The sequence below is a fragment of the Enterococcus sp. DIV0436a genome (assembly GCF_051711605.1).
In the GTDB taxonomy this organism is placed as follows: domain Bacteria; phylum Bacillota; class Bacilli; order Lactobacillales; family Enterococcaceae; genus Enterococcus_B; species Enterococcus_B faecium.
This window is the reverse complement of record NZ_JBIONA010000001.1, coordinates 402,998-422,597: the sequence shown is the minus strand read 5'-3', so window position 1 is coordinate 422,597 and position 19,600 is coordinate 402,998. Positions and strand designations below refer to the sequence as shown.

General features: G+C 38.0%; 17 protein-coding genes. 7 read left to right on the top strand and 10 right to left on the bottom strand.

Features of this window, described 5'->3' with window-relative positions; all coding sequences use genetic code 11:
• Position 1: 1 nt before the first annotated feature.
• A complete protein-coding gene (locus IGL15_RS01980; protein ID WP_104765505.1) occupies positions 2-670 on the bottom strand; it encodes a response regulator transcription factor in 669 nt (222 codons plus the stop codon).
• Between the two features lie 141 nt (positions 671-811).
• Between IGL15_RS01980 and IGL15_RS01975 the strand changes: the two genes are divergently transcribed.
• Entirely contained in the window at positions 812-3,148 is a 2,337-nt protein-coding gene (locus tag IGL15_RS01975; RefSeq protein ID WP_002297413.1) for an ABC transporter ATP-binding protein/permease, read from the top strand.
• 114 nt (positions 3,149-3,262) lie between these two features.
• Here IGL15_RS01975 and IGL15_RS01970 read toward each other — a convergent pair whose 3' ends face one another.
• Positions 3,263-3,574, bottom strand: a complete 312-nt coding sequence (locus tag IGL15_RS01970; RefSeq protein ID WP_002296825.1) for a hypothetical protein — start codon at positions 3,572-3,574, stop codon at positions 3,263-3,265.
• A 180-nt stretch (positions 3,575-3,754) separates the two neighbouring features.
• Here IGL15_RS01970 and IGL15_RS01965 point away from each other — a divergent pair, with 180 nt between their 5' ends.
• Genes IGL15_RS01965 through IGL15_RS01955 form a run of 3 tightly spaced genes read left to right on the top strand, consistent with a single transcriptional unit; the run spans position 3,755 to position 6,282 of the window.
• A complete protein-coding gene (locus IGL15_RS01965) occupies positions 3,755-5,230 on the top strand; it encodes a UbiD family decarboxylase (protein ID WP_002338558.1) in 1,476 nt (491 codons plus the stop codon).
• Between the two features lie 46 nt (positions 5,231-5,276).
• A complete protein-coding gene (locus IGL15_RS01960) occupies positions 5,277-5,861 on the top strand; it encodes a UbiX family flavin prenyltransferase (protein ID WP_002327474.1) in 585 nt (194 codons plus the stop codon).
• 1 nt (position 5,862) lies between these two features.
• Positions 5,863-6,282 carry an amino acid decarboxylase gene (locus tag IGL15_RS01955; protein ID WP_104765503.1) on the top strand — a complete coding sequence of 140 codons (420 nt, stop codon included), beginning with the start codon at positions 5,863-5,865 and terminating at the stop codon, positions 6,280-6,282.
• Between the two features lie 279 nt (positions 6,283-6,561).
• On the opposite strand, the gene IGL15_RS01950 is transcribed toward IGL15_RS01955, so the two are convergent.
• The 3 genes from IGL15_RS01950 to IGL15_RS01940 form a co-directional block, all read right to left on the bottom strand.
• Positions 6,562-6,846, bottom strand: coding sequence for a DUF1905 domain-containing protein (locus IGL15_RS01950; protein WP_002286335.1), 285 nt, complete (start codon positions 6,844-6,846; stop codon positions 6,562-6,564).
• A 350-nt stretch (positions 6,847-7,196) separates the two neighbouring features.
• Positions 7,197-7,907 carry a DUF4811 domain-containing protein gene (locus IGL15_RS01945; protein ID WP_104765502.1) on the bottom strand — a complete coding sequence of 237 codons (711 nt, stop codon included), beginning with the start codon at positions 7,905-7,907 and terminating at the stop codon, positions 7,197-7,199.
• Positions 7,904-9,376, bottom strand: a complete 1,473-nt coding sequence (locus IGL15_RS01940) for an MDR family MFS transporter (RefSeq protein ID WP_002293204.1) — start codon at positions 9,374-9,376, stop codon at positions 7,904-7,906. The genes IGL15_RS01945 and IGL15_RS01940 overlap by 4 nt, the downstream gene beginning before the upstream one ends.
• A gap of 137 nt (positions 9,377-9,513) precedes the next feature.
• Between IGL15_RS01940 and IGL15_RS01935 the strand changes: the two genes are divergently transcribed.
• Entirely contained in the window at positions 9,514-9,987 is a 474-nt protein-coding gene (locus IGL15_RS01935; RefSeq protein WP_104765501.1) for a MerR family transcriptional regulator, read from the top strand.
• Between the two features lie 152 nt (positions 9,988-10,139).
• Here the strand turns inward: IGL15_RS01935 and IGL15_RS01930 are convergent, their stop codons facing one another.
• Complete coding sequence (locus IGL15_RS01930; protein WP_002286354.1) at positions 10,140-10,691, bottom strand: PadR family transcriptional regulator; 552 nt, start codon at positions 10,689-10,691, stop codon at positions 10,140-10,142.
• A gap of 104 nt (positions 10,692-10,795) precedes the next feature.
• Between IGL15_RS01930 and IGL15_RS01925 the strand changes: the two genes are divergently transcribed.
• Positions 10,796-11,326: a phenolic acid decarboxylase gene (locus IGL15_RS01925; protein ID WP_002286355.1), complete on the top strand. Its 531-nt coding sequence runs from the start codon at positions 10,796-10,798 to the stop codon at positions 11,324-11,326.
• Between the two features lie 729 nt (positions 11,327-12,055).
• Here the strand turns inward: IGL15_RS01925 and IGL15_RS01920 are convergent.
• Entirely contained in the window at positions 12,056-12,499 is a 444-nt protein-coding gene (locus IGL15_RS01920; protein WP_104765660.1) for a GNAT family N-acetyltransferase, read from the bottom strand.
• Between the two features lie 15 nt (positions 12,500-12,514).
• Positions 12,515-13,675, bottom strand: coding sequence for a class C sortase (locus IGL15_RS01915; protein WP_002307920.1), 1,161 nt, complete (start codon positions 13,673-13,675; stop codon positions 12,515-12,517).
• Between the two features lie 506 nt (positions 13,676-14,181).
• Between IGL15_RS01915 and IGL15_RS01910 the strand changes: the two genes are divergently transcribed.
• Entirely contained in the window at positions 14,182-15,882 is a 1,701-nt protein-coding gene (locus IGL15_RS01910; protein ID WP_025477414.1) for a hypothetical protein, read from the top strand.
• Between the two features lie 110 nt (positions 15,883-15,992).
• On the opposite strand, the gene IGL15_RS01905 is transcribed toward IGL15_RS01910, so the two are convergent.
• Together IGL15_RS01905 and IGL15_RS01900 are read right to left on the bottom strand one after the other, a co-directional pair.
• Positions 15,993-16,826, bottom strand: coding sequence for an endonuclease/exonuclease/phosphatase family protein (locus IGL15_RS01905; RefSeq protein ID WP_002319551.1), 834 nt, complete (start codon positions 16,824-16,826; stop codon positions 15,993-15,995).
• Between the two features lie 425 nt (positions 16,827-17,251).
• Entirely contained in the window at positions 17,252-19,417 is a 2,166-nt protein-coding gene (locus IGL15_RS01900; RefSeq protein ID WP_104765259.1) for a PTS transporter subunit IIBC, read from the bottom strand.
• Positions 19,418-19,600 lie beyond the last annotated feature (183 nt).

Below are 19,600 nucleotides of genomic sequence, written 5' to 3'. Positions count from 1 at the left end.
TTTAAATAACCGCCTTATAGCCTAGTCCCCGTACTGTCATGATTTGAAAATCTTCCGTCTTTTCAAAACGGGTCCTTAAACGTTTGATATGTACATCGATCGTTCGTTCTTCTGTATTCGTATCTAATCCCCAAATATCATCCATCAACTGCTGGCGAGTGAAGATCTTGTTGGGATAAGACAGTAATTTATACAGAAGCAGAAATTCTTTTTGAGGCAGAATCAACGAATGCTGATCTTGTAACACTGTATAAGTATCCAGCTCTAATTTTGTTTGCCCAATCGTCAAGATACTGCTGTAATTGATTTTTGAACGTCGAAGCAATGCTTCCACACGCAGGATCATTTCATTCACATCGATGGGTTTTGTCATATAATCATCTGCACCTAATTTGAATCCACGTTTCTTGTCCTCGAAATCAGCCTTTGCTGTAATCATCAGAACTGGCATGTCGAATCTGGCGTTACGTAATGATCCTACCAAGTCATAGCCATCCATTTTCGGCATCATGATATCTGCAATGATTAATTCTATACGTGTCGCTTCTAGTTTTTTCAGCGCATCCTCTCCATTCAGTGCAGTGATAACTGAAAAGCCCGCTCGTTCCAACACAGAACGATAAAGCAACTGTAATTGCGGATCATCTTCTACTATTAAAATACGATTCATTGTTCTCCCTCTGTTTTTTGAAAAATTTCTAGATTTTTTCTTGCAGTTCATCTTCAGTTAACATTTATTTCGTATACTACGATCATTGTTCTGATATACTTATTAGTATACCGAATATTTCAATACGGGAGAAGGGTGATTATGCTTCAATTAAAAGATATAAAAAAATATTATAAAGTCGGCGAAACCACCACTAAAGCATTGGATGGTGTGTCTGTCGCTTTCAGACAAAAAGAATTCGTAGCGATTTTAGGTCCTAGTGGTTCTGGTAAAACGACTATGCTGAATGTGATTGGTGGACTAGATAATTATGATTCCGGTGATATGGTGATCAACGGAAAGTCTACTAAAGACTTCAAGGACAGCGACTGGGATGCCTACCGAAACAATTCTATCGGGTTCATTTTCCAAAGTTACAACTTGATTGGTCATTTAGGCATTATTGAAAATGTTGAACTTGGGATGACATTAAGTGGTGTTTCTAAAGACGAAAAACGAAAACGGGCAGAAGATGCCTTGCATCGGGTCGGCTTGACAGATCATATGCACAAAAAGCCAAATCAGCTATCTGGTGGACAAATGCAGCGAGTGGCCATCGCTCGAGCACTAGCCAATGACCCAGATATCCTTTTGTGCGATGAACCAACCGGAGCGTTAGATACAGAAACAAGTATCCAGATCATGGAATTGATCCAAGAGTTATCGAAAGAAAAATTAGTGATCATGGTCACACATAATCCTGAACTGGCCCATCAATACGCAGATCGGATCATTGAATTTTCTGATGGTAAGATCTTAACAGATTCCCATCCTCACATCGAACGACCAAAAGATGATCAATTTAACTTACGCAGAACAAAGATGAGTTTTTGGACAGCGTTGAAGCTTTCTTTCAACAATATCCGAACAAAAAAAGGACGTACTTTCTTGACCTCCTTTGCTTCCAGTATTGGGATCATCGGAATCGCGATCGTTCTGTCCCTTTCTTCTGGATTCCAAAAACAAATCGATAACACGCAAGCTGAAACGATGGCGAAATTTCCGATTACTATTTCTAAGGTAACGACTAACCAGACTCGTGACGATGCCGGATTGGGTGCAAGCAAAGCGGATTATCCAGACAGCAAAACGATTACTGCAAAAGTCAGCGAAGAAGATAAAGCACAGCACACGAATAAGATTGATCAAACATACGTCGATTACGTAACAGACATCGATCCTAACTTAAGTAATAATATCGGATTTACCCGTACTACAGGAATCAATCTTTTACGTGATGTAAATGGCAAAGTACAGCCTGTCAGCTTCTCGAATCAAAATCCTGATACGGAATCTCTTTCTTTATCTAGTACGATGTCAGCAATGACAGGTGTGGGAGTGTCAAGTTTCCCTACACAGCTTGACACTAGCAAAGAAAACTTTTTAAAAGACAATTATTCTTTACTTGCCGGAAGTTATCCAGCCTCAGCAACAGATGTCGTGCTGATCGTAGACGGCAATAATAATACTAATATCAACGCATTGAAGAATCTTGGATTTGATGTGAAAGAAGACGAAAAACTTGATTTTGATGATATCGTTGGTACAACATTCAAATTAGTAAACAACAATACTTACTATACAAAACTTCCAACTGGGAATTTTATCCCTAATACAGATTATGATGCGATGTATCAGAATGCTTCTGATGAATTGAAGATCTCGGGGATCCTACGCGTGAAATCTTCTTCTACAATGAATCTCTTATCTCCAGGAATCGCTTATAGCGATCAATTAACGACTCAAATCGTCAACGAAAACAAAGAATCAGAAATCGTCAAAGCTCAAAGAGACAGTGATGTAAATGTCTTAACTACTGAAAAAGTTGACGAAAATGCCAAACAAACATTGCTTAGTTATTTAGGTGGAGACAGCTTGCCTTCAAGTATCATGATTTATCCGAACAATTTTGAAGACAAAGAAAAGATCTTGGATTATCTAGATGATTACAATAAAGGCAAATCAGATGAAGATAAAATCATTTATACTGATTTAGCTGGAACGATGACTGAACTGACTGGCGGATTGATGGATGCTATCACTTATGTCCTTATTGCTTTTGCAGGGATCTCTTTAGTAACAAGTATGATCATGATCAGTATCATTACTTATACATCTGTGATTGAACGGACAAAAGAAATCGGTGTACTAAAAGCTTTAGGTGCACGTAAAAAAGACATCACTCGCGTATTTGACGCAGAAACGTGTATTTTAGGTATTTCTTCTGGGATATTAGGTGTGTTTATTGCATGGCTAGCTACGTTCCCTATCAATAGCATCTTATACAACATGACGGATCTAAAAAATGTTGCTCAACTAAATCCTGTCCATGCGATTATTCTAGTGATCGTCTCTACTATATTGACGATGCTTGGCGGTCATCTTCCTGCACGAATGGCAGCGAAAAAAGACGCCGCTATCGCTTTGCGTGCAGAATAAGGTTGTGACAACCACATTTAGATTTGAGTCATAAGAGCGCTGAAATAGTAGAAAACAGCAAGAAACGAGGAAGTAATATGTTCCTTGTTTCGCGCTGTTTTTTTTAATTATTTTTTATAATTCTGGTATACTTTTCTTTCCTTTGTACCACAACTCTTCTGGCGTATACCTGTCTTTTCCATTTATGAATACTGTTCCATCTGCTTCAATCGTTACTTCAGTCCCAATCCACATATTACGAGAAAGTGCGAGAAGATTTTTTCTTTTTCCTCTTCCTTTTTTTCCAAATTGCAAGGCATCGGTTATCTCTTCTGTCCAATGAGATTTCACGTATTTTACTTCTCCGTTTTCAAATGTAACTTTCAAAATATTCGCTATATTTTCTACTTTTACTGCTTTAGGAAATGACTCCTCCATTTTTTTCACTTTCCTTCCTCCAACACTAAGTATGCGCTTTCTTTTAGTGATAAGTATATCATAGTTTATTCTATTATCAAAAAAACGCATCCATTCCATTGTAGAATACTTTACCGAACAAGTTGAATTGTTTTCCTCTTTTTCACCTTTTACTATAGATAGGTAAAGACAACTAAGGAGGAATCTCTCATGACAGATCAACCGTATGATTTAAGAAAAGTCATCGAAGAACTAAAAACACTTCCAGGTCAATATCACGAAACAGATATTGAAATCGATCCTGAAGCAGAATTATCTGGTGTTTACCGTTATATCGGTGCTGGCGGTACAGTAAAACGTCCGACTCAAGAAGGACCAGCTATGACTTTCAACAATATCAAAGGTTTCCCCGGCACACGTGTGAACATCGGAACAATGGCTAGTCGTAAACGTGTAGGTGAAATTTTGCACCATGATTATCGAACACTTGGTCGTTTCTTGAAAGACGCTGTAGAAAATCCAATCAAACCTGTGAAAGTAGACAAAGCAGATGCTCCAGCACAAGAAGTCGTTCATCTAGCTACCGATGCAGACTTCGATATTCGCAACATTTTGCCTGCACCTACAAATACTCCTGAAGATGCAGGTCCATACATCACGATGGGTGTAGTTTTAGGATCAGATCCAGAAAAAACAATGAGCGATGTAACGATCCATCGTATGGTTCTAGAAGACAAAGATACGATCGGTATGTACATCATGCCTGGTGGGCGCCACATTGGTCACTTCCAAAAACAATTTGAAGCATTGAATAAACCAATGCCTATCACTATCAATATTGGTTTAGATCCAGCAATTGCCATTGGTACGACTTTCGAACCACCTACCACTCCACTTGGCTACAACGAACTATGGTGTGCAGGAGCTTTGCGTAACGAACCTATTCAAATCGTTGATGGTGTAGCAGTCGATGAAGTGGGTATTGCTCGTGCTGAATTCATTATTGAAGCAGAAATCATGCCAAATGAAACAATGCAAGAAGATATCAACACGAACTCAGGAAAAGCAATGCCAGAATTTCCTGGCTATACTGGGGATGCTAATCCAGCTGTACAAGTAGTGAAAGTCAAAGCAGTTACTCACCGAAAAGACAATCCAATCATGCAAACAACGATTGGTCCCAGTGAAGAACACGTATCTATGGCCGGTATTCCTACAGAAGCAAGTATTCTTGCCTTGGTCGATAAAGCTATTCCAGGAAAAGTAGTAAATGTCTACAATCCTCCTGCAGGTGGTGGTAAATTGATGACCATCATGCAAATCCGTAAAGAAAACGAAGCGGATGAAGGTATTCAGCGTCAAGCAGCTATTCTTGCTTTATCAGCCTTCAAAGAATTGAAGACAGTCATTTTAGTCGATGAAGATGTTGATATTTTCGACATGAACGATGTAGTTTGGACTTTCAACACTCGTTTCCAAGGAGATAAAGATATCATCGTGATCCCAGGAATGAGGAACCATCCATTGGACCCATCAGAATTACCAGAATATAATCCTGGCTCTATTCGTTTCCGTGGGATGAGTGCAAAAACTATCTTTGACGGTACAGTTCCTTTCGATATGAAAGAACATTTTGTACGTGCAAAATTCCAAGAAGTAGAAGATTGGGAAAAATATTTGAAATAATGAATGATCTGCAACTGTTTTGACATCATAAAAAGGAGTGCGGAAAATGGAACAATTGGCACAACGGAAGAAAAAAATCGTGATTGGTGTAAGTGGCGCTTCAGGCACCATTTATGCCATCAACCTAGTGAAGAAACTAAAAGAATATCCGATGATAGAAACACACGGAATCATCAGTCCATGGGCAAAACAGAACTTAAAGCTGGAATCCGACTTATCACTAACTGAATTCGAAAGCCTGTTTGATTACCATTATTCAAACAAAGATTTAGGTGCTGCTGTCGCCAGCGGATCATTTTTGACCGATGGAATGATCATCGTACCGGCAAGTATGAAAACAGTCGCAGGTATCTCTGTTGGTTTAGGCGACAACCTGATTGCACGTGCTGCTGATGTAACAATGAAGGAGCAACGAAAGTTAGTCATTGTTCCTCGTGAAACGCCATTAAATGCCATTCACTTGGAAAACTTGACTAAATTAGCACGACTAGGTGTGCAAATCATACCACCGATCCCTGCTTTTTATAATCAGCCTCAAACGATCCAAGATCTTGTTGATCACCATACAATGAAACTTTTGGATCAATTTGGGATTGTAAATGAGCATTCAAAACGTTGGCAAGGTGATTAATATGGAAAAAGAAACGATAGTTGAAGTAACAAAACTAGGTTTCACGATCCAAGCTGCTGTTAAAGTAATTGGTAAAGACTTATTGATTACTTTAACAGGCGGAGATACACCACATATCGGAACAGTCACTACATTTTCTCAAGATACAGAGATCCAAACTGTACGTTTCCCTAGCCACGATGGTCGGTTCCATAAAGACGATGTCTTAGCCGAAAAAATAGCTGTGATCATCAAAACTGCCGTTCCGGGAAGTTGTACGATCACTTCCGGTATCCATGTTGACCATATCTCCAATGCACAAATCAACGCCTCTTTTCCGATGTCAGAAGAGTTAGGTTACAAGATTTTAGATTGGTTGGAAAAAATAGATTTCCATATCAAAGAACCAGTTTATTATAAAGATGGTGAAAAACCATTATGAAAGAAGAGGTTGTGAAATCAGCGTTATGACCTGAGTATGAGAGAAAAAATGGAAAAATAGCTTCTCATATTTTGCCGTTTTTGAGCTAATACCGAGGGACAGCTGATTGAACGCCGTTTATCAAGAGGTTGTGATAAAGACGCTTCGTTTCGAGTAGTAAGAAAAATTTTGTAAACATGGGTTTCCACATTTTTACATAAATTTGACTTACTACCGAGAAACTGGCTTTTGAGCACCGTTTATCAAGAGGTTGTGACACGTCTTTTGTCACAACCTCTTTTATTTTTGCTTCACTGTAACTGCTACAATATCACCGATTTCTTTTCCGATGTTTTTACGAATATCTTTTCGTAGTCCAAGGATGTAGCAGACTGAACCATCTGGATTTTTCACACCCATATTCACGATACTGCCTTCATACGGCACATTGTCAAAAGTTGCTTGGACTTTAACTCTTCCAGCGCCGAATTCTTTTCTTATATCATACGGAAAAATAATATATGCCCCGCCCTTGCCGACTTCGGAAGCATAGATTTTTGATTCAAAAGAATAAATTTCCCTCATTTTATTTCTCCTATTTTTTACATCTAGTATAACATAGCAAAAAAAGAAGGAACTGTGACAAAAATCTTGTCGCAGTTCCTTTTTTCGAATAAACGGTGTTCTCCTGCCAACTCCTCGGTCACAAGTCACAATATTCAACAAACATGAGAAGCTGTTTTTTGAAATTGCTCCTTGTGACTCAGAGTTAAACGGCAGGCTCACAACCTCTTCCTTAAACGGTGTTCAAAAGCTTGCATCTACGGCACTAAGCCCAATCAGATGAAAAATATGGAGTGCTATTTTTATCTGATTGTTCTTACTGCTTGATGCAGAGCAGCTTTTTCACAACCTCCTACACGGTGTTCAAAATATTATTCGCCTTTTGCTTCTTTCACTAATTTTGCGAATGCTTGTTGTTGGAATTCAGCAGCTAAGGCTTTCGTACGTTGTTCTTGCTCTGCTTTGCTCATTTGCGGATTTTCAGTCATTGCTTTTACCATACCGTCTTGAACATAAGCTTTTGCTTCACTTTCCATCGTACTTTGCTGTTTCTTCACTAATTCAGCTAACTTGGCTGCTTGGTCCGTACTTAATTCTACCCATGTCTCTGGGATTTTGAATGTATTCACTCGGCTGTCATACTCGTGATTGTTATCAGCAATATTGAACCAGAATTTATACATGTCGTTTTTGTATTCCCAATAAGTAGTTTTCGTCACTTTTTCAGCATCGCCGTCTGTCTTTTCTACTTTATTTGTTTCGTTATCCGTACCAGTTGCTTTTGGTTTTTCTTGTTTTTCATTTGTTCGGTAAAGATACACTTTTTCTTTTCCATTCCCTAAAGCTTTATACAAAAGCATATCTGCTCCTTGGGAATCAGCACTGGAAACAATTTTTTCTGTTTTTGTTTCCGTTACTTTTTCCATTCCAAAGTGATTGGACAAATTAGCGACGATCAAACTTAGTGAAGCGACGAAGATTAGTCCGAAAATCAAAGATAAAAAGGTTTGCCATGTTTTTTTAGCGAACACGTTCGTTAAAGCAAAAGCAAGCAAGCTGACAATCAAAACTCCAATAATCATGCATTATCCCCCGCTTTCGTTAGAACAGGTTCTTTTTTCTTCAATAAAAAGGCAATAATAAAGCCAAGGATCCCAAAGATGATCGCTACGATAAACGCGGCATGGTAACCTGACAGTGTGGCATTGATTGCCTGATCTTTATAAGCTAATGGCGTATTATCCAATACAGATTTGCTTGGGATATTTGCTTTTGTCACATTCGTCAACACACTGATCAAAATAGCTGTACCAATCGAGCTTGCGATTTGACGGAATGTATTATTTACCGCTGTCCCGTGACTGATCAAGTTATTTGGCAATGCATTCATACCAGAAGTCGTTACCGGCATCATGACCATGGAGATCCCAAACATACGGATCGCATAAAGGATCACGATATATAAAACTGGAGTCGTTTTTGTCAAGAAAGCAAATGGTGCAGTTGCGGCTGTCAAAATGAACATCCCTGTGATGGCTAAACGTTTCGCGCCATATTTATCGAAAATCGCACCCGTAACAGGCATCATAGCCCCCATAATCAATGCACCTGGCAACAACATCAAGCCAGAATGGAATGCTGATTCTCCACGAATATTTTGAATATACAATGGTACGACCATTTCTGCCCCTACCATCGCCATATTTGTTACACCAGCTAAAACAGCTGCAATCGTGAATGTAGATGATTTGAATACACGAAGTTCCAAGAATGGATGTTCCAAATGTAATTGACGCCATGAGAACAAGGCGATGAAAATCACACCAACAACTAAGAAACCAATTACTTTCAAGCTTCCCCAGCCGTCATCTCCTACACTAGAAAATCCGTAAAGTAAACTACCGAATCCAATCGTTGATAAAATAGCGGATAAAATATCAATGCTAGGATTTGACAATGGAATAACACTTTTCATTAGGAAGAATGCTAAAACCAAGACAAGAACAACGATTGGCAGTACCATACCAAACAAGTCACGCCAATGGTAGTTATCAATGATATAACCAGATAATGTAGGGCCTAAAGCAGGAGCAAGTCCAATAACGATCCCTGACATCCCCATTGCTGATCCTCTTTTTTCTGGCGGGAAAATAGATAGCATGATATTTTGCAATAATGGCATCGATACTCCCACACCGCAAGCTTGGATCAAGCGACCGATTAGTAATGTACTAAAATTAGGTGCTGTAAAGCAAGTAATTGTTCCGATCAAAAAGATCGTCATGGCAGAAAGATATAAATTTCTTGAACTGAATTTATTGATCAGCCATGCTGTTATTGGGATCATGATCCCGTTGACTAGCAAGAAACCAGTCGTTAACCATTGCACATCAGACGCTGAAATATCGAAAGCTTTCATCAATGTAGGAAAAGCTGTCGTCAATAAGGTCTGATTCAAAACGGTACAAAATGTACCAATTAATAAGACAACAACTAAAAGTGTCCGATTATATGGTTTTCCGTAAATATCTACGGGTTGGTTGTTACTCATATTTCTCCTTCTTTCTGAATTTTTTCTGAAACTACTAGAATACTTTAGTCCTAAATTCGCTATTTGTCAACCTACTTGACACATAAGTTAATACGGATATAATTAAGGGAAGCAAGAGGACAAAAGGAGTGACAAAAATGGTTGGGGCTTCCCTTAAACGTTTGTTGGAAAATGATCAATTGGTTGTTGGCATCAGTGAATTAAGTGATATCGTAGGTGTGTCTCCACGTCAATTAAGGTATTGGGAACAAAAGGGATTCATTCGTTCGATCGAAGCTGATGTGAATTGTCCTAGAAAATATCGTTTACCTACAGTCATAAAAGTAGAACTGATCAAAAAATATTTAGATGACGGATTTACTTTGTCAAAAGCTGCAGAAAAGGCAGAAATCCGCCAAAAGAAAATGCACCATGTCCGTAAAGTTTTTTCAAAAGCAATCAAAGATATCGAATTGATCGACGAACGCTATACGATTTTACAAATCGGTAACTTCAAAGAAGAGAATGCTAAGATGTACATCATTCATGACAACGAGACAGACGAATTAACTTACAAGCTCCTTCCTGTCGATGAAAAAGCTGACTACGAACAGCTGTTAAAAGAACTCTAAACGCCACTAATCTCCTAAGTACCAAGCTTTTTAATAAGTAGATGCTACATAAATACTTGAAAAAAGGCCTGTTTGAACATAAGAATATCCGAACGGTGATCTGCGTTTCTTTCATATAGAAAGGAATTCTCCATCACTGTTCGGATATTTTTTTATTTTTTTCGGTTACTTTCTTCTAATACATCTGTTAGCCAATTTGCATATTCTGTTTCCCGATTGATCGCATGCGCTAAAATCAGGTAGTGTCCGTAATTTTCATGTTTTTCTTTTTCAGTAGGAAAGATCGTTTTTTTTCGCTCTAATAGATGAAGTCGTTTTTCTTCATGAAGGTCACGCTGCTGCTGAATAATTTCTACTAATGCCGGATCATTCACGTCTTTGACGAAATACAATTTCAGAACAAATTCGTCTCGATTAACCGGTAGTTCATTGGTGGGTGTATGAATCCACTCTGCCAATTGTTCCTTCCCTTCTTCTGTTAATTCATAAACTTTCTTTTCCAATTTTTCACCTGTGATCTCTACTTGATGCTGAATGATTCCTTGCTCTTCCATTTTTGCAAGTTCAGGATAAATCTGACTATGTTTTGCTTGCCAAAATTCTCCTATTTCATTTTTGAACGATTGATTCAATTCATATCCTGTCATCTTCTTCTTACTTAATAACCCTAACAAAATATATCGAAGTGTATTTTTTCTTGCCATCAGTTTTCCCTCCTTGACAAATCTTTAAATCCATTCTATCATAAATGAGTAATCGAAAACATGTAGTTTATTACATGTTTTAATTTATAAGGAGATGCTTAAACATGAAAGAATTTAAAGAATTGGAAGATTTTATTGGAACTCACTTTATCTATACGTATGACAATGGTTGGGAATATGAATGGTATGCCAAAAATGACCATACTGTTGATTACCGTATCCATGGCGGAATGGTCAAAGGCCGTTGGGTAAAAGACCAAGAAGCTGATATCGTTAAATTGACGGACGGCGTATTCAAAATCACTTGGACAGAACCAACAGGGACAGACGTGGCATTGGACTTTATGCCAAATGAAAAGAAACTTCACGGAATGATCTTTTTCCCTAAATGGGTTGAAGAACATCCAGAAATCACTGTTACTTTCCAAAACGAACATATCGCAGAAATGGAAGCAGCACGTGAAAAATATGAAACTTATCCAAAATTACTTGTTCCTGAATTTGCTACTATCACTTATATGGGTGATGCAGGTATAGACAATGAAGATGTTATTAGCGAAGAACCATACGATGGAATGCCAGATGATATCCGTAGCGGAAAATATTTCGATGAAAATTATAAACGAGTAAAATAAGGTTGTGAAAGAGAGGTTGTGAAATCAGCGTTCTGACCTGAGTATTAGAGAAACAAACGGAAAAATAGTTCCTCATGTTTTGCCGTTTTTTGAGCTAATACCGAGGGTCAGCTGATTGAACACCGTTTATCAAGAGGTTGTGAAAACTGCGTTATGCTTTGAGTAATAAGAACGCTAGTTAGAAAATAGCTTTTCATATTTTCTAGGCTAGTGGGCTTATTACCGAGAAGCAGCCGTTTGAACACCGTTTATCAAGAGGTTGTGAAATCAGCGTTCTGACCTGAGTATTAGAGAAAGAAACGGAAAAATAGTTCCTCATGTTTTGCCGTTTTTTGAGCTAATACCGAGGGGTCAGCTGATTGAACACTGTTTAAGAAAGAGGTTGTGACAGAAGTGGTCAGCTTCAAGAAATAAGAAGGAATTTACGGAAATTGCTTCTCAAATTTTTGTAAAATTTCGGCTTATTTCCGAAGAAGCTACTTTTGGAACACCGTGAATCAGAGGTTGTGAAAAAGCTGTTCTGCATCAAGTAATAAGAACAGCCAAATAAAAATAGCTCCTCATATTTTTTGTTTGGTTGGGCTTATTACCGCAGATGCAAGCTTTTGAACACTGTTTATCAAAGGTCGTATCAACTGCATATTCACACAGTTAAATTAGTGACTTCAAAATGAAATAATGCTCCCAGCAAAAAATTAGGCTGGGAGCATTATTTCGTTATTCTGTTCATCAAAAATCAGCGTTTTGATTCCATTTCATCACAAGTTCCTCCTCATTTACTGCTTCATCTTTTTGCTGTGTTTGAATTGTAAAACCTTGTGAAAGATAGAAATGAATAGCTGATTGATTTTTTTGATAGACTGTCAAAGTCAATGTTTTATTGGTTTCTTTTATTTTTTTCATTAGTTGCGTACCGATTCTTTGTTGCCGGTATTCCCTTTTCACAAAGATTCCTGCGATAAACTGATCAATCACCCCAGCAAAACCAATAATTTCTTGATCTATTTCTGCTAAGTAAATCACTGCATCTGGTAAAGCTTTCCTAACAGATTCTACTTGATTCTCCCAATAAGTTGATGGAATGAATTCATGAGAATCCAAGTTAGCATGCAGCCAAATCGATAGAACAGATTCCAGTTCTTTGGTAGACAATTTTGTTGTTGTGCGGATCATTTTTTCTCTCCTTACTTATTCATTGATTTTAAAATAAAAACCATTTTTTTGAAGCTCTTTTACAAGTTTTCGCCCCTCAAAAAAGTATATCTTCTCTTGTTTTACTTTTCTAATACCAAAAGAAACAGCAACTTTAGGATCATCAGCTGAAACGATTCGATAAGTCCCACCAGGCAATTGATCCAGCTTGACTTTCCCATGATGGTCGCTTTGTACTGAAAACGGCACACCATTTCTAGTAAGTGTTTTTTTCTTATGTTTCAAAATGAATGAACTACCATTTACCGGTTTCCCTGACGAATCACTAATAATAAATGAAAAATCAAGCACTTTTTTACTTAATCTATACTGATAGATTAGTCGTCCGATAAACACTAACAGTATGACTACAGCTATTATCGTTCCTGCAAGAATAAACCATTGCCGCATGGTTCTTTCCTGATTTCCTTTTCCTTCTTCTTTTTTTACCGATTCGTTATAAGGAATCCGATGTCCTGTCACTAGCAAACGATGCGTGTTGATCATATACGGCGTACATGTAAGCAAGGTAACTAAGTCTTCTCCTTCTGCAATCGTTAGAACAGACGTGTCATCTGGCAGTACCACTTGTATATTTTTAACTTGATAAGCCAATTTCTCCCCCAAAACAGTCAAAATAAACGTGTCTCCGTTTTCTAAACGATCTAATTCGGTAAATAACCGTCGATTAGGTAAACCGCTGTGAGCAGAGATCACTGAATGCGTCGAATTTCCACCAAGCGGGAAAGAGGTTCCTTGCAAGACGCCTGCTCCATTTTCAAGGATCCTACCATTGAGCCGATCATAAAGTGAAATATTTAATTGGATCTTAGGTATATTGATACTTCCGATCAGCCATTCCTCTAATTGGCTGGATGTTGTACTTTCATTTCTGTTCTTTTCATTGAAAGGATCAGTACCAGGATTGAATCCTTGGTCAGTTAATCGTTGGTTTTTCTCCTCCATTTTCTTTCGCTGCACTTCAATTTCAGCTGCGGTCCGTTTTTGTACTTGTTCGATACGTTTTTGATCAATAAAACTATTTAAAGAATCCACATAAAATGGATATAAAGCGATCAGTAACCCTACGACGATACATATTAATAAAAACAAACGAAACAAAAGTCGACGAGACTGTTTTTGCTTACTCTGCTTCACATGTGTCCTCCCTTGCAAGTTTTTTTGTTCTTTCTTTTATTATATGGGTTCAGGAAAAAAATAGAAAATGAAAGCCGATGAGGTTGTGAAAAAGCTGTCCTGCATCAAGTAATAAGTACAGCCCCCAAAAATAGCTACTCATATTTTTTGTTGGGTTGGGCTTATTACCGCAGATGCAAGCTTTTGAACACCGTTTAAGGAAGAGGTTGTGAAAACTGTGTTATGTTTTGAGTAATAAGAGCGCTAGTCAGAAAATAGCTTTTCATATTTTCTAGGCTAGTGAGCTTATTACCGAGAAGCAGCTGATTGAACACCGTTTACCGAGAGGTCATGAAAAAGCTACTTTGTTTCGAGTATTAAGAAAAATTCTGTTTCAAAACAAGGAGATGCAACAAAACTTATGTCGCATCCTCTCTCCTTAGAACTTTCACTTATGTTTTTCTTGTAAAATTCATAAATATTTTCATGAATTTTCTAATTTCTTGCCTACCTCTCGCATAGGATATATGATGAATTTATCTAAAGTTTGCAAAGGAGTTCGACAATTGAAAAAATATGGCCCATTTTTAGCAATTTTTTTCATTGCTTTGGCATTTCTCATGCCTCATTTATTCACACATAAACTAATTTTGGGTGCTGATGCCCCATTCCATTACAATCGGTTCTATGATGCCGCGCAACAAATTAAATATGGGGATTTCCATTATTTTCCTTCCCTTTATGGATTCCAGCAAAGTGGCAGGATCGTGAATGCCGTTTACGGCCCATTTTTCGCTTATTTACAAGGATTGATCGTGTTGCTTGCAGGTAGCTGGTTTCATTATCAGATTCTTTCAAATTTCATTCTTTATCTTATTTCAGGATTTTCTATGCTGATTTTACTGAGATATGTCAATGTTCGAAATTGGGTAAGTGTACCAGTAGCCGTTTTATTCATGAGTACGTATTCTATTCAATACTGGTCTATCAACCAAGGATTCACTAGCTGGGGGACTTGTTTTTATCCTTTATGTATGATCCCTATTGCTGATTTCGTCCTTCATAAAAAGTTCCCTGTTATCAAAGTCGCTGTCTCAGTGGGACTTATGACACAGATCCATTTACTGTCTTCGATCATGTTAGCTTTGATGTATATCCCTTTTTATCTTTATTACTTTTTTAACCAGACTGAAAAAGGAAAAGCACTGCTTCAACTGATTAAGTCGGTCTTGCTTTATTTTGTTCTGACAGCAAATATTTGGGCAGGATTAGCTATTGTTTACAGTGGGAATAAGATTCTTCCTCCCTTTGTTAACAGAGAAATGAGTCAAAAGGCGATAGATCTGGATGGCAGTTATTGGCTCCATTACCCTAAGGCCTTTCCTATATTGATATTATCAGGTTTTTTGCTTTTTATTTTCTTTCAACAAAAGAACACCTTATTCCAAAAAATCGTGTTGTACACAAGTCTTGTTTTCTTTTTTCTTTCTACTAGCTTGATTCCATGGACGACATTGATCGAAAAAAATGTGCCTTTTATTAGTTTGATCCAGTTTCCATTTCGATTTTTCGTGCCATTTACGCTATTGCTTCTACTTTACCTTGCCCTTTCACTGAACCAGTGGTCTGAACAAAAGTGGTTCCGTCTTTTAAGTATATTTGGCATTCTTATTTTTTCAGCACAGACGATCCAGAACTTATACCAGCATCTGGAAAAGTGGGAAAATGAAACATTTGTCAGTCGACATACTTATCTATTCGATACGCCGGAAGAAGCAAGGAAAACATTCTTCAGCAAAGATATGTCTACCAGCTTGTTCGTTTTCCAAAAAACCACACCTGACTATCTGCCAATCTATAAGGAGACAAAAGACAATAAATACGACCGGTATAACGAAGAAATACTAGAAAACGAAACAACTTTTATAAAAACACATCCAGGCGGTCTTTTGACAATCAAGTGGAAAAACACTGGGGACAAAACTGTTCATATCCCTGTTATCGTCTACGATCGGACTGTGCTACAGCAAAATGGAAAAACATTGACTGATTATGAAGTAACAGATATCGGGACCCCAATCGTGAAGCAGCAAAAAGGAATCAACGAGCTCACGCTTCATTATCAAACGCCAATCTATTTCTATTTCATTCTTTCTCTTACTTTGATTGGCTGGTTTACCTTGCTATGTTTATTTATTTATCATAGATACAAGCATTTACGTGCTTAGGCAAAAGGGATAAATGCATCCGATCAAAAAAACTCTCCAAACGGTATAATCGTTTGGAGAGTTTTTTTTTTAATCAGTTTTTTTATGTTATATGTTATATGTTATATTTTTTATTCGTTCACATCTAATTCGATTTCCACCCCGTAGTGATCACTGATGATTGGACTATCGATCCCATCAAAGATCCGTTGATATTTTTTAACCTGCATTCCTTCAGGGACGAAAATAAAATCTATACGCAATTTTTCTGTATTTTGTTCCCAACCATCGATTTTCTTTTCCACAGTAGCTGCTTTTCCTTTTTCATTCGCGACAACATACGAATCTTGAAGAAGAAGGCAACTTTCTCTTACAGTATAATAACCTTGAGAGTCTACTGGATTATTGAAATCACCTAGGAAAAAAAGTGGTACGCGAGTTTCCAAAAAGTAGTTTTCCAAGTTTTTCCACTCAAAATAAAAGCCACTTTTTTTATCTGTCCACCAAGAAAAGTGGCAGCTCGAGACAAAAATGTCCTGATCATCTATCTTTGTTTTCCCAATCAAGATCTTGCGTGTCTGATAATCTTCTTTCTTTTGAGATTGGGAGACGGTAAGGACCTGACTTTCCAATGTTTTTTTCGCAAGCAGTGCATTTCCTTCTTCATATTTATCATAACCGATGTGGCTCATTTCCCAACTCCAAAAATACTCTTTTCCGTGTTCCTTTAAAAGCTGAACTAAACGGTAGGCAAAATTATCTTTACGGATAGGTACTTGATTCTTTACCGGACAGAACTTCATTAGCTTCGCAGGTTCTACTTCTTCAGATTCCAGTAATTGGTTGATTTCTTGTAAAGCAATCACTTCATAATCTTCTAACAGGATCTTATCTGCTAATTCTTGCAATTTTTTCTCTGGTTCTGGCTCAAGCCAGCTATGCGTGTTGAGTGTCATGAATTTCATTGGTTTTCTCCTTGTCTTCATTTCGAAACAAAAGGGTTGTGACAAAATTTTTGTCACAACCTCTCCAGCAAATAGTGTTCTCCTGCTAACTCCTCAGTAATAAGCTCAATGGACCAGGAGCTATTTTTTGTTTGGCTGTTTTTATCACTTGGTGCAGGGCAGCTTTTTCACGACCTCTCCACTAAACAGTATTCAAACTGCTGCTTCTCGGTAATAAGCTCACTAGCCTAGAAAATATGAAAAGCTATTTTCTGACTAGCGCTCTTATTACTTGATGCAGGACAGCTTTTTCACAACCTCTCGATAAATGGTGTTCAATCAGCTGACCTTCGGTATTAGTTCAAAAAACGGCAAAATACGAGGAGCTGTTTTTTCGTTTTGTTTCTCTAATACTCAGGTCAGGACAATGATTTCACAACCTCTCCTTACATTTTAATGGAGCCGATCACTTTACCAGCTGTCACTGTACCTAATTGCTTGATCACTACTTCTTCTACTTTATCGTTTGTAAATACGATCATGATCGTTGGATCTTTTTCTTCGTTTTGGATCACATCAAGATCCATCTCAGCTAATTTCGTTCCTGTTCCTATTTCTTGGCCTTCTTTGACAGCAATCTCAAAAGCTGGCTGATTCATTTGGACTGTATCGATACCCATATGGATCAAAACTTCGATACCATCTTTCGTCTCCAGCCCAATTGCATGTTTGCTTGGGAAAATACTTGTCACTTTTCCAGCGATCGGCGCAACAACTTCTCTTGATGTTGGAATAACAGCAAAGCCGTCACCCATCATTTTTTGTGAGAATACCGGATCTTTTACTTCAGATAAAGGAATCACTTCTCCAGAAGCTGCGGAAACTAGTTCTTGTTCTATACCTAAGTATTGCTTACTATCTGCTTGTCTATTTCCTGTAGAAACCATTTCTGGCTCTGGAATCTCTGCTCCTGATTGCAGCAGATCTTCGATATCTGATTTCAAGACATCTGCTTTTGGTCCATAAACTGCTTGGACTCCATTGTCTTTGACGATCAATCCCATCGCCCCTGCTCGTTTCCAGGCTTCTTCAGTTCCTAATTTTTCTCGATCATTTACACTTACGCGTAACCGAGTCATACAAGCATCGACATCTTTGATATTTTCTTTTCCTCCCAGCAAATGAATGATCTGGATCACTTGCTGATCTGCTGTTCCTGTTCCGCTGTTAGATACAACGGTTTCTTCACTGTCATTGTCGTAATTTCCGTTACGTCCCGGTGTAGCAAAGTTGAATTTTTTGATCAAGAAATTTGCTAAGAAATACGTAACAACACCAAAAGCGATCACACACAACACGAAGTTGATAAGATCTCCACCTAAACCCGCTTTGATAGCTAACGGTGTCCGAGTCAGCAATTCGATATTCCCAAATGAATGGACCCGCAATGGCAAGATATCTGCCATCGCAAATGCAGCCCCTTGGATCACTGAATAAATGACATATAATGGCACAGCAGCAAACATAAACATGAACTCCAATGGTTCTGTTACACCTGTTAGAAAGACAGCCAACGCTGCTGAAAAATACATTGATTTATATCTTGCTTTCTTATCAGGATCGACATTACGATACATCGCAAAAGCCATTCCCATCAAGATACCTGAAGAACCAATCATTTGTCCTACTTTGAAACGAGCCGGCGTCCAGTTATGCAACACAAACTCATATTGCGACATATCCCCTGCACCTTTAAGATTCACTAAATCAGTGGCCCAAGCCAACCATAACGGATCTTGCCCAAATACTTGTGTCCCCGCCTGTGCGCCTGATAAAATCTCATACGATCCGCCAAGCTGTGTATAGTTGATAGGAATCGTCAGCATATGATGCAATCCAAATGGCAATAGTAAACGTTCTAATGTTCCAAATAAAAACGGTGCTAGAATCGGTGCGCTTTCTTGTGATTCTGCGATCCATAAACCAAAATTATTGATTCCAGCCTGTACGTTTGGCCACACCACAGCAAGAATCAATGCCACGATTGTTGACCATAAGATAACAACAAACGGAACAAAGCGCTTTCCATTGAAAAATGACAAAGCATCCGGCAATTTTCTATAATTATAGTACTTATTATAAGCCATTGCCCCGACAAATCCAGCGATGATCCCTACGAATACTCCCATATTCAAAGCTGGTGCTTCCAATACACTTGTAAAAAATCCTTTAACCATGATCTTCGTACCGAACAGAGTGTGGGTAAATGCATCTTCATTCGCAAGCATGTCACTTGTGACACCAAAGATAGCCCCAGTGATCCGATTGATTAAAATAAATGAGATCCCAGCTGCAAATGCTCCGCCTGCTCTTTCTTTTGCCCAACTTCCTCCTATTGCTAAAGCAAATAAAATATGAAGATTACCAATAATTGCCCAACCAATATTTTCAATTACTCCGCCCGTTGTGACAAGCGGCGTCCAATCAGGATTGATCAAGGGAATTGATTTCCCTATACTGATCATCAACCCAGCTGCCGGCATAACTGCTACCACAACCATTAAAGCCTTTCCAAATTTTTGCCAAAACTCAAAACTAAATATCTTTTTCATTCCGTTTAGCTCCTTTACGCAATCGGTTTCGTTAAACGTATTATAGCGTGCGTTTTCTTTTTTGTAAATGCTTTATTTTTTATTTTTCTGTCTATACCATTCTAGAAAACCTATAATGCGTGTGTTCCCTTCTATAATTTTCTCCTAAAAATTTATTTTTTTATGCTTTTTTCTATGAAATAT

Bases quoted from the DNA above. Each gene is read 5' to 3' on its own strand.
- IGL15_RS01980 (WP_104765505.1), bottom strand. From the start codon at position 670: ATGAATCGTATTTTAATAGTAGAAGATGATCCGCAATTACAGTTGCTT.
- IGL15_RS01975 (WP_002297413.1), top strand. From the start codon at position 812: ATGCTTCAATTAAAAGATATAAAAAAATATTATAAAGTCGGCGAAACC.
- IGL15_RS01965 (WP_002338558.1), top strand. From the start codon at position 3,755: ATGACAGATCAACCGTATGATTTAAGAAAAGTCATCGAAGAACTAAAA.
- IGL15_RS01960 (WP_002327474.1), top strand. From the start codon at position 5,277: ATGGAACAATTGGCACAACGGAAGAAAAAAATCGTGATTGGTGTAAGT.
- IGL15_RS01955 (WP_104765503.1), top strand. From the start codon at position 5,863: ATGGAAAAAGAAACGATAGTTGAAGTAACAAAACTAGGTTTCACGATC.
- IGL15_RS01950 (WP_002286335.1), bottom strand. From the start codon at position 6,846: ATGAGGGAAATTTATTCTTTTGAATCAAAAATCTATGCTTCCGAAGTC.
- IGL15_RS01945 (WP_104765502.1), bottom strand. From the start codon at position 7,907: ATGATTATTGGAGTTTTGATTGTCAGCTTGCTTGCTTTTGCTTTAACG.
- IGL15_RS01940 (WP_002293204.1), bottom strand. From the start codon at position 9,376: ATGAGTAACAACCAACCCGTAGATATTTACGGAAAACCATATAATCGG.
- IGL15_RS01935 (WP_104765501.1), top strand. From the start codon at position 9,514: ATGGTTGGGGCTTCCCTTAAACGTTTGTTGGAAAATGATCAATTGGTT.
- IGL15_RS01930 (WP_002286354.1), bottom strand. From the start codon at position 10,691: ATGGCAAGAAAAAATACACTTCGATATATTTTGTTAGGGTTATTAAGT.
- IGL15_RS01925 (WP_002286355.1), top strand. From the start codon at position 10,796: ATGAAAGAATTTAAAGAATTGGAAGATTTTATTGGAACTCACTTTATC.
- IGL15_RS01920 (WP_104765660.1), bottom strand. From the start codon at position 12,499: ATGATCCGCACAACAACAAAATTGTCTACCAAAGAACTGGAATCTGTT.
- IGL15_RS01910 (WP_025477414.1), top strand. From the start codon at position 14,182: ATGATGAATTTATCTAAAGTTTGCAAAGGAGTTCGACAATTGAAAAAA.
- IGL15_RS01905 (WP_002319551.1), bottom strand. From the start codon at position 16,826: ATGAAATTCATGACACTCAACACGCATAGCTGGCTTGAGCCAGAACCA.
- IGL15_RS01900 (WP_104765259.1), bottom strand. From the start codon at position 19,417: ATGAAAAAGATATTTAGTTTTGAGTTTTGGCAAAAATTTGGAAAGGCT.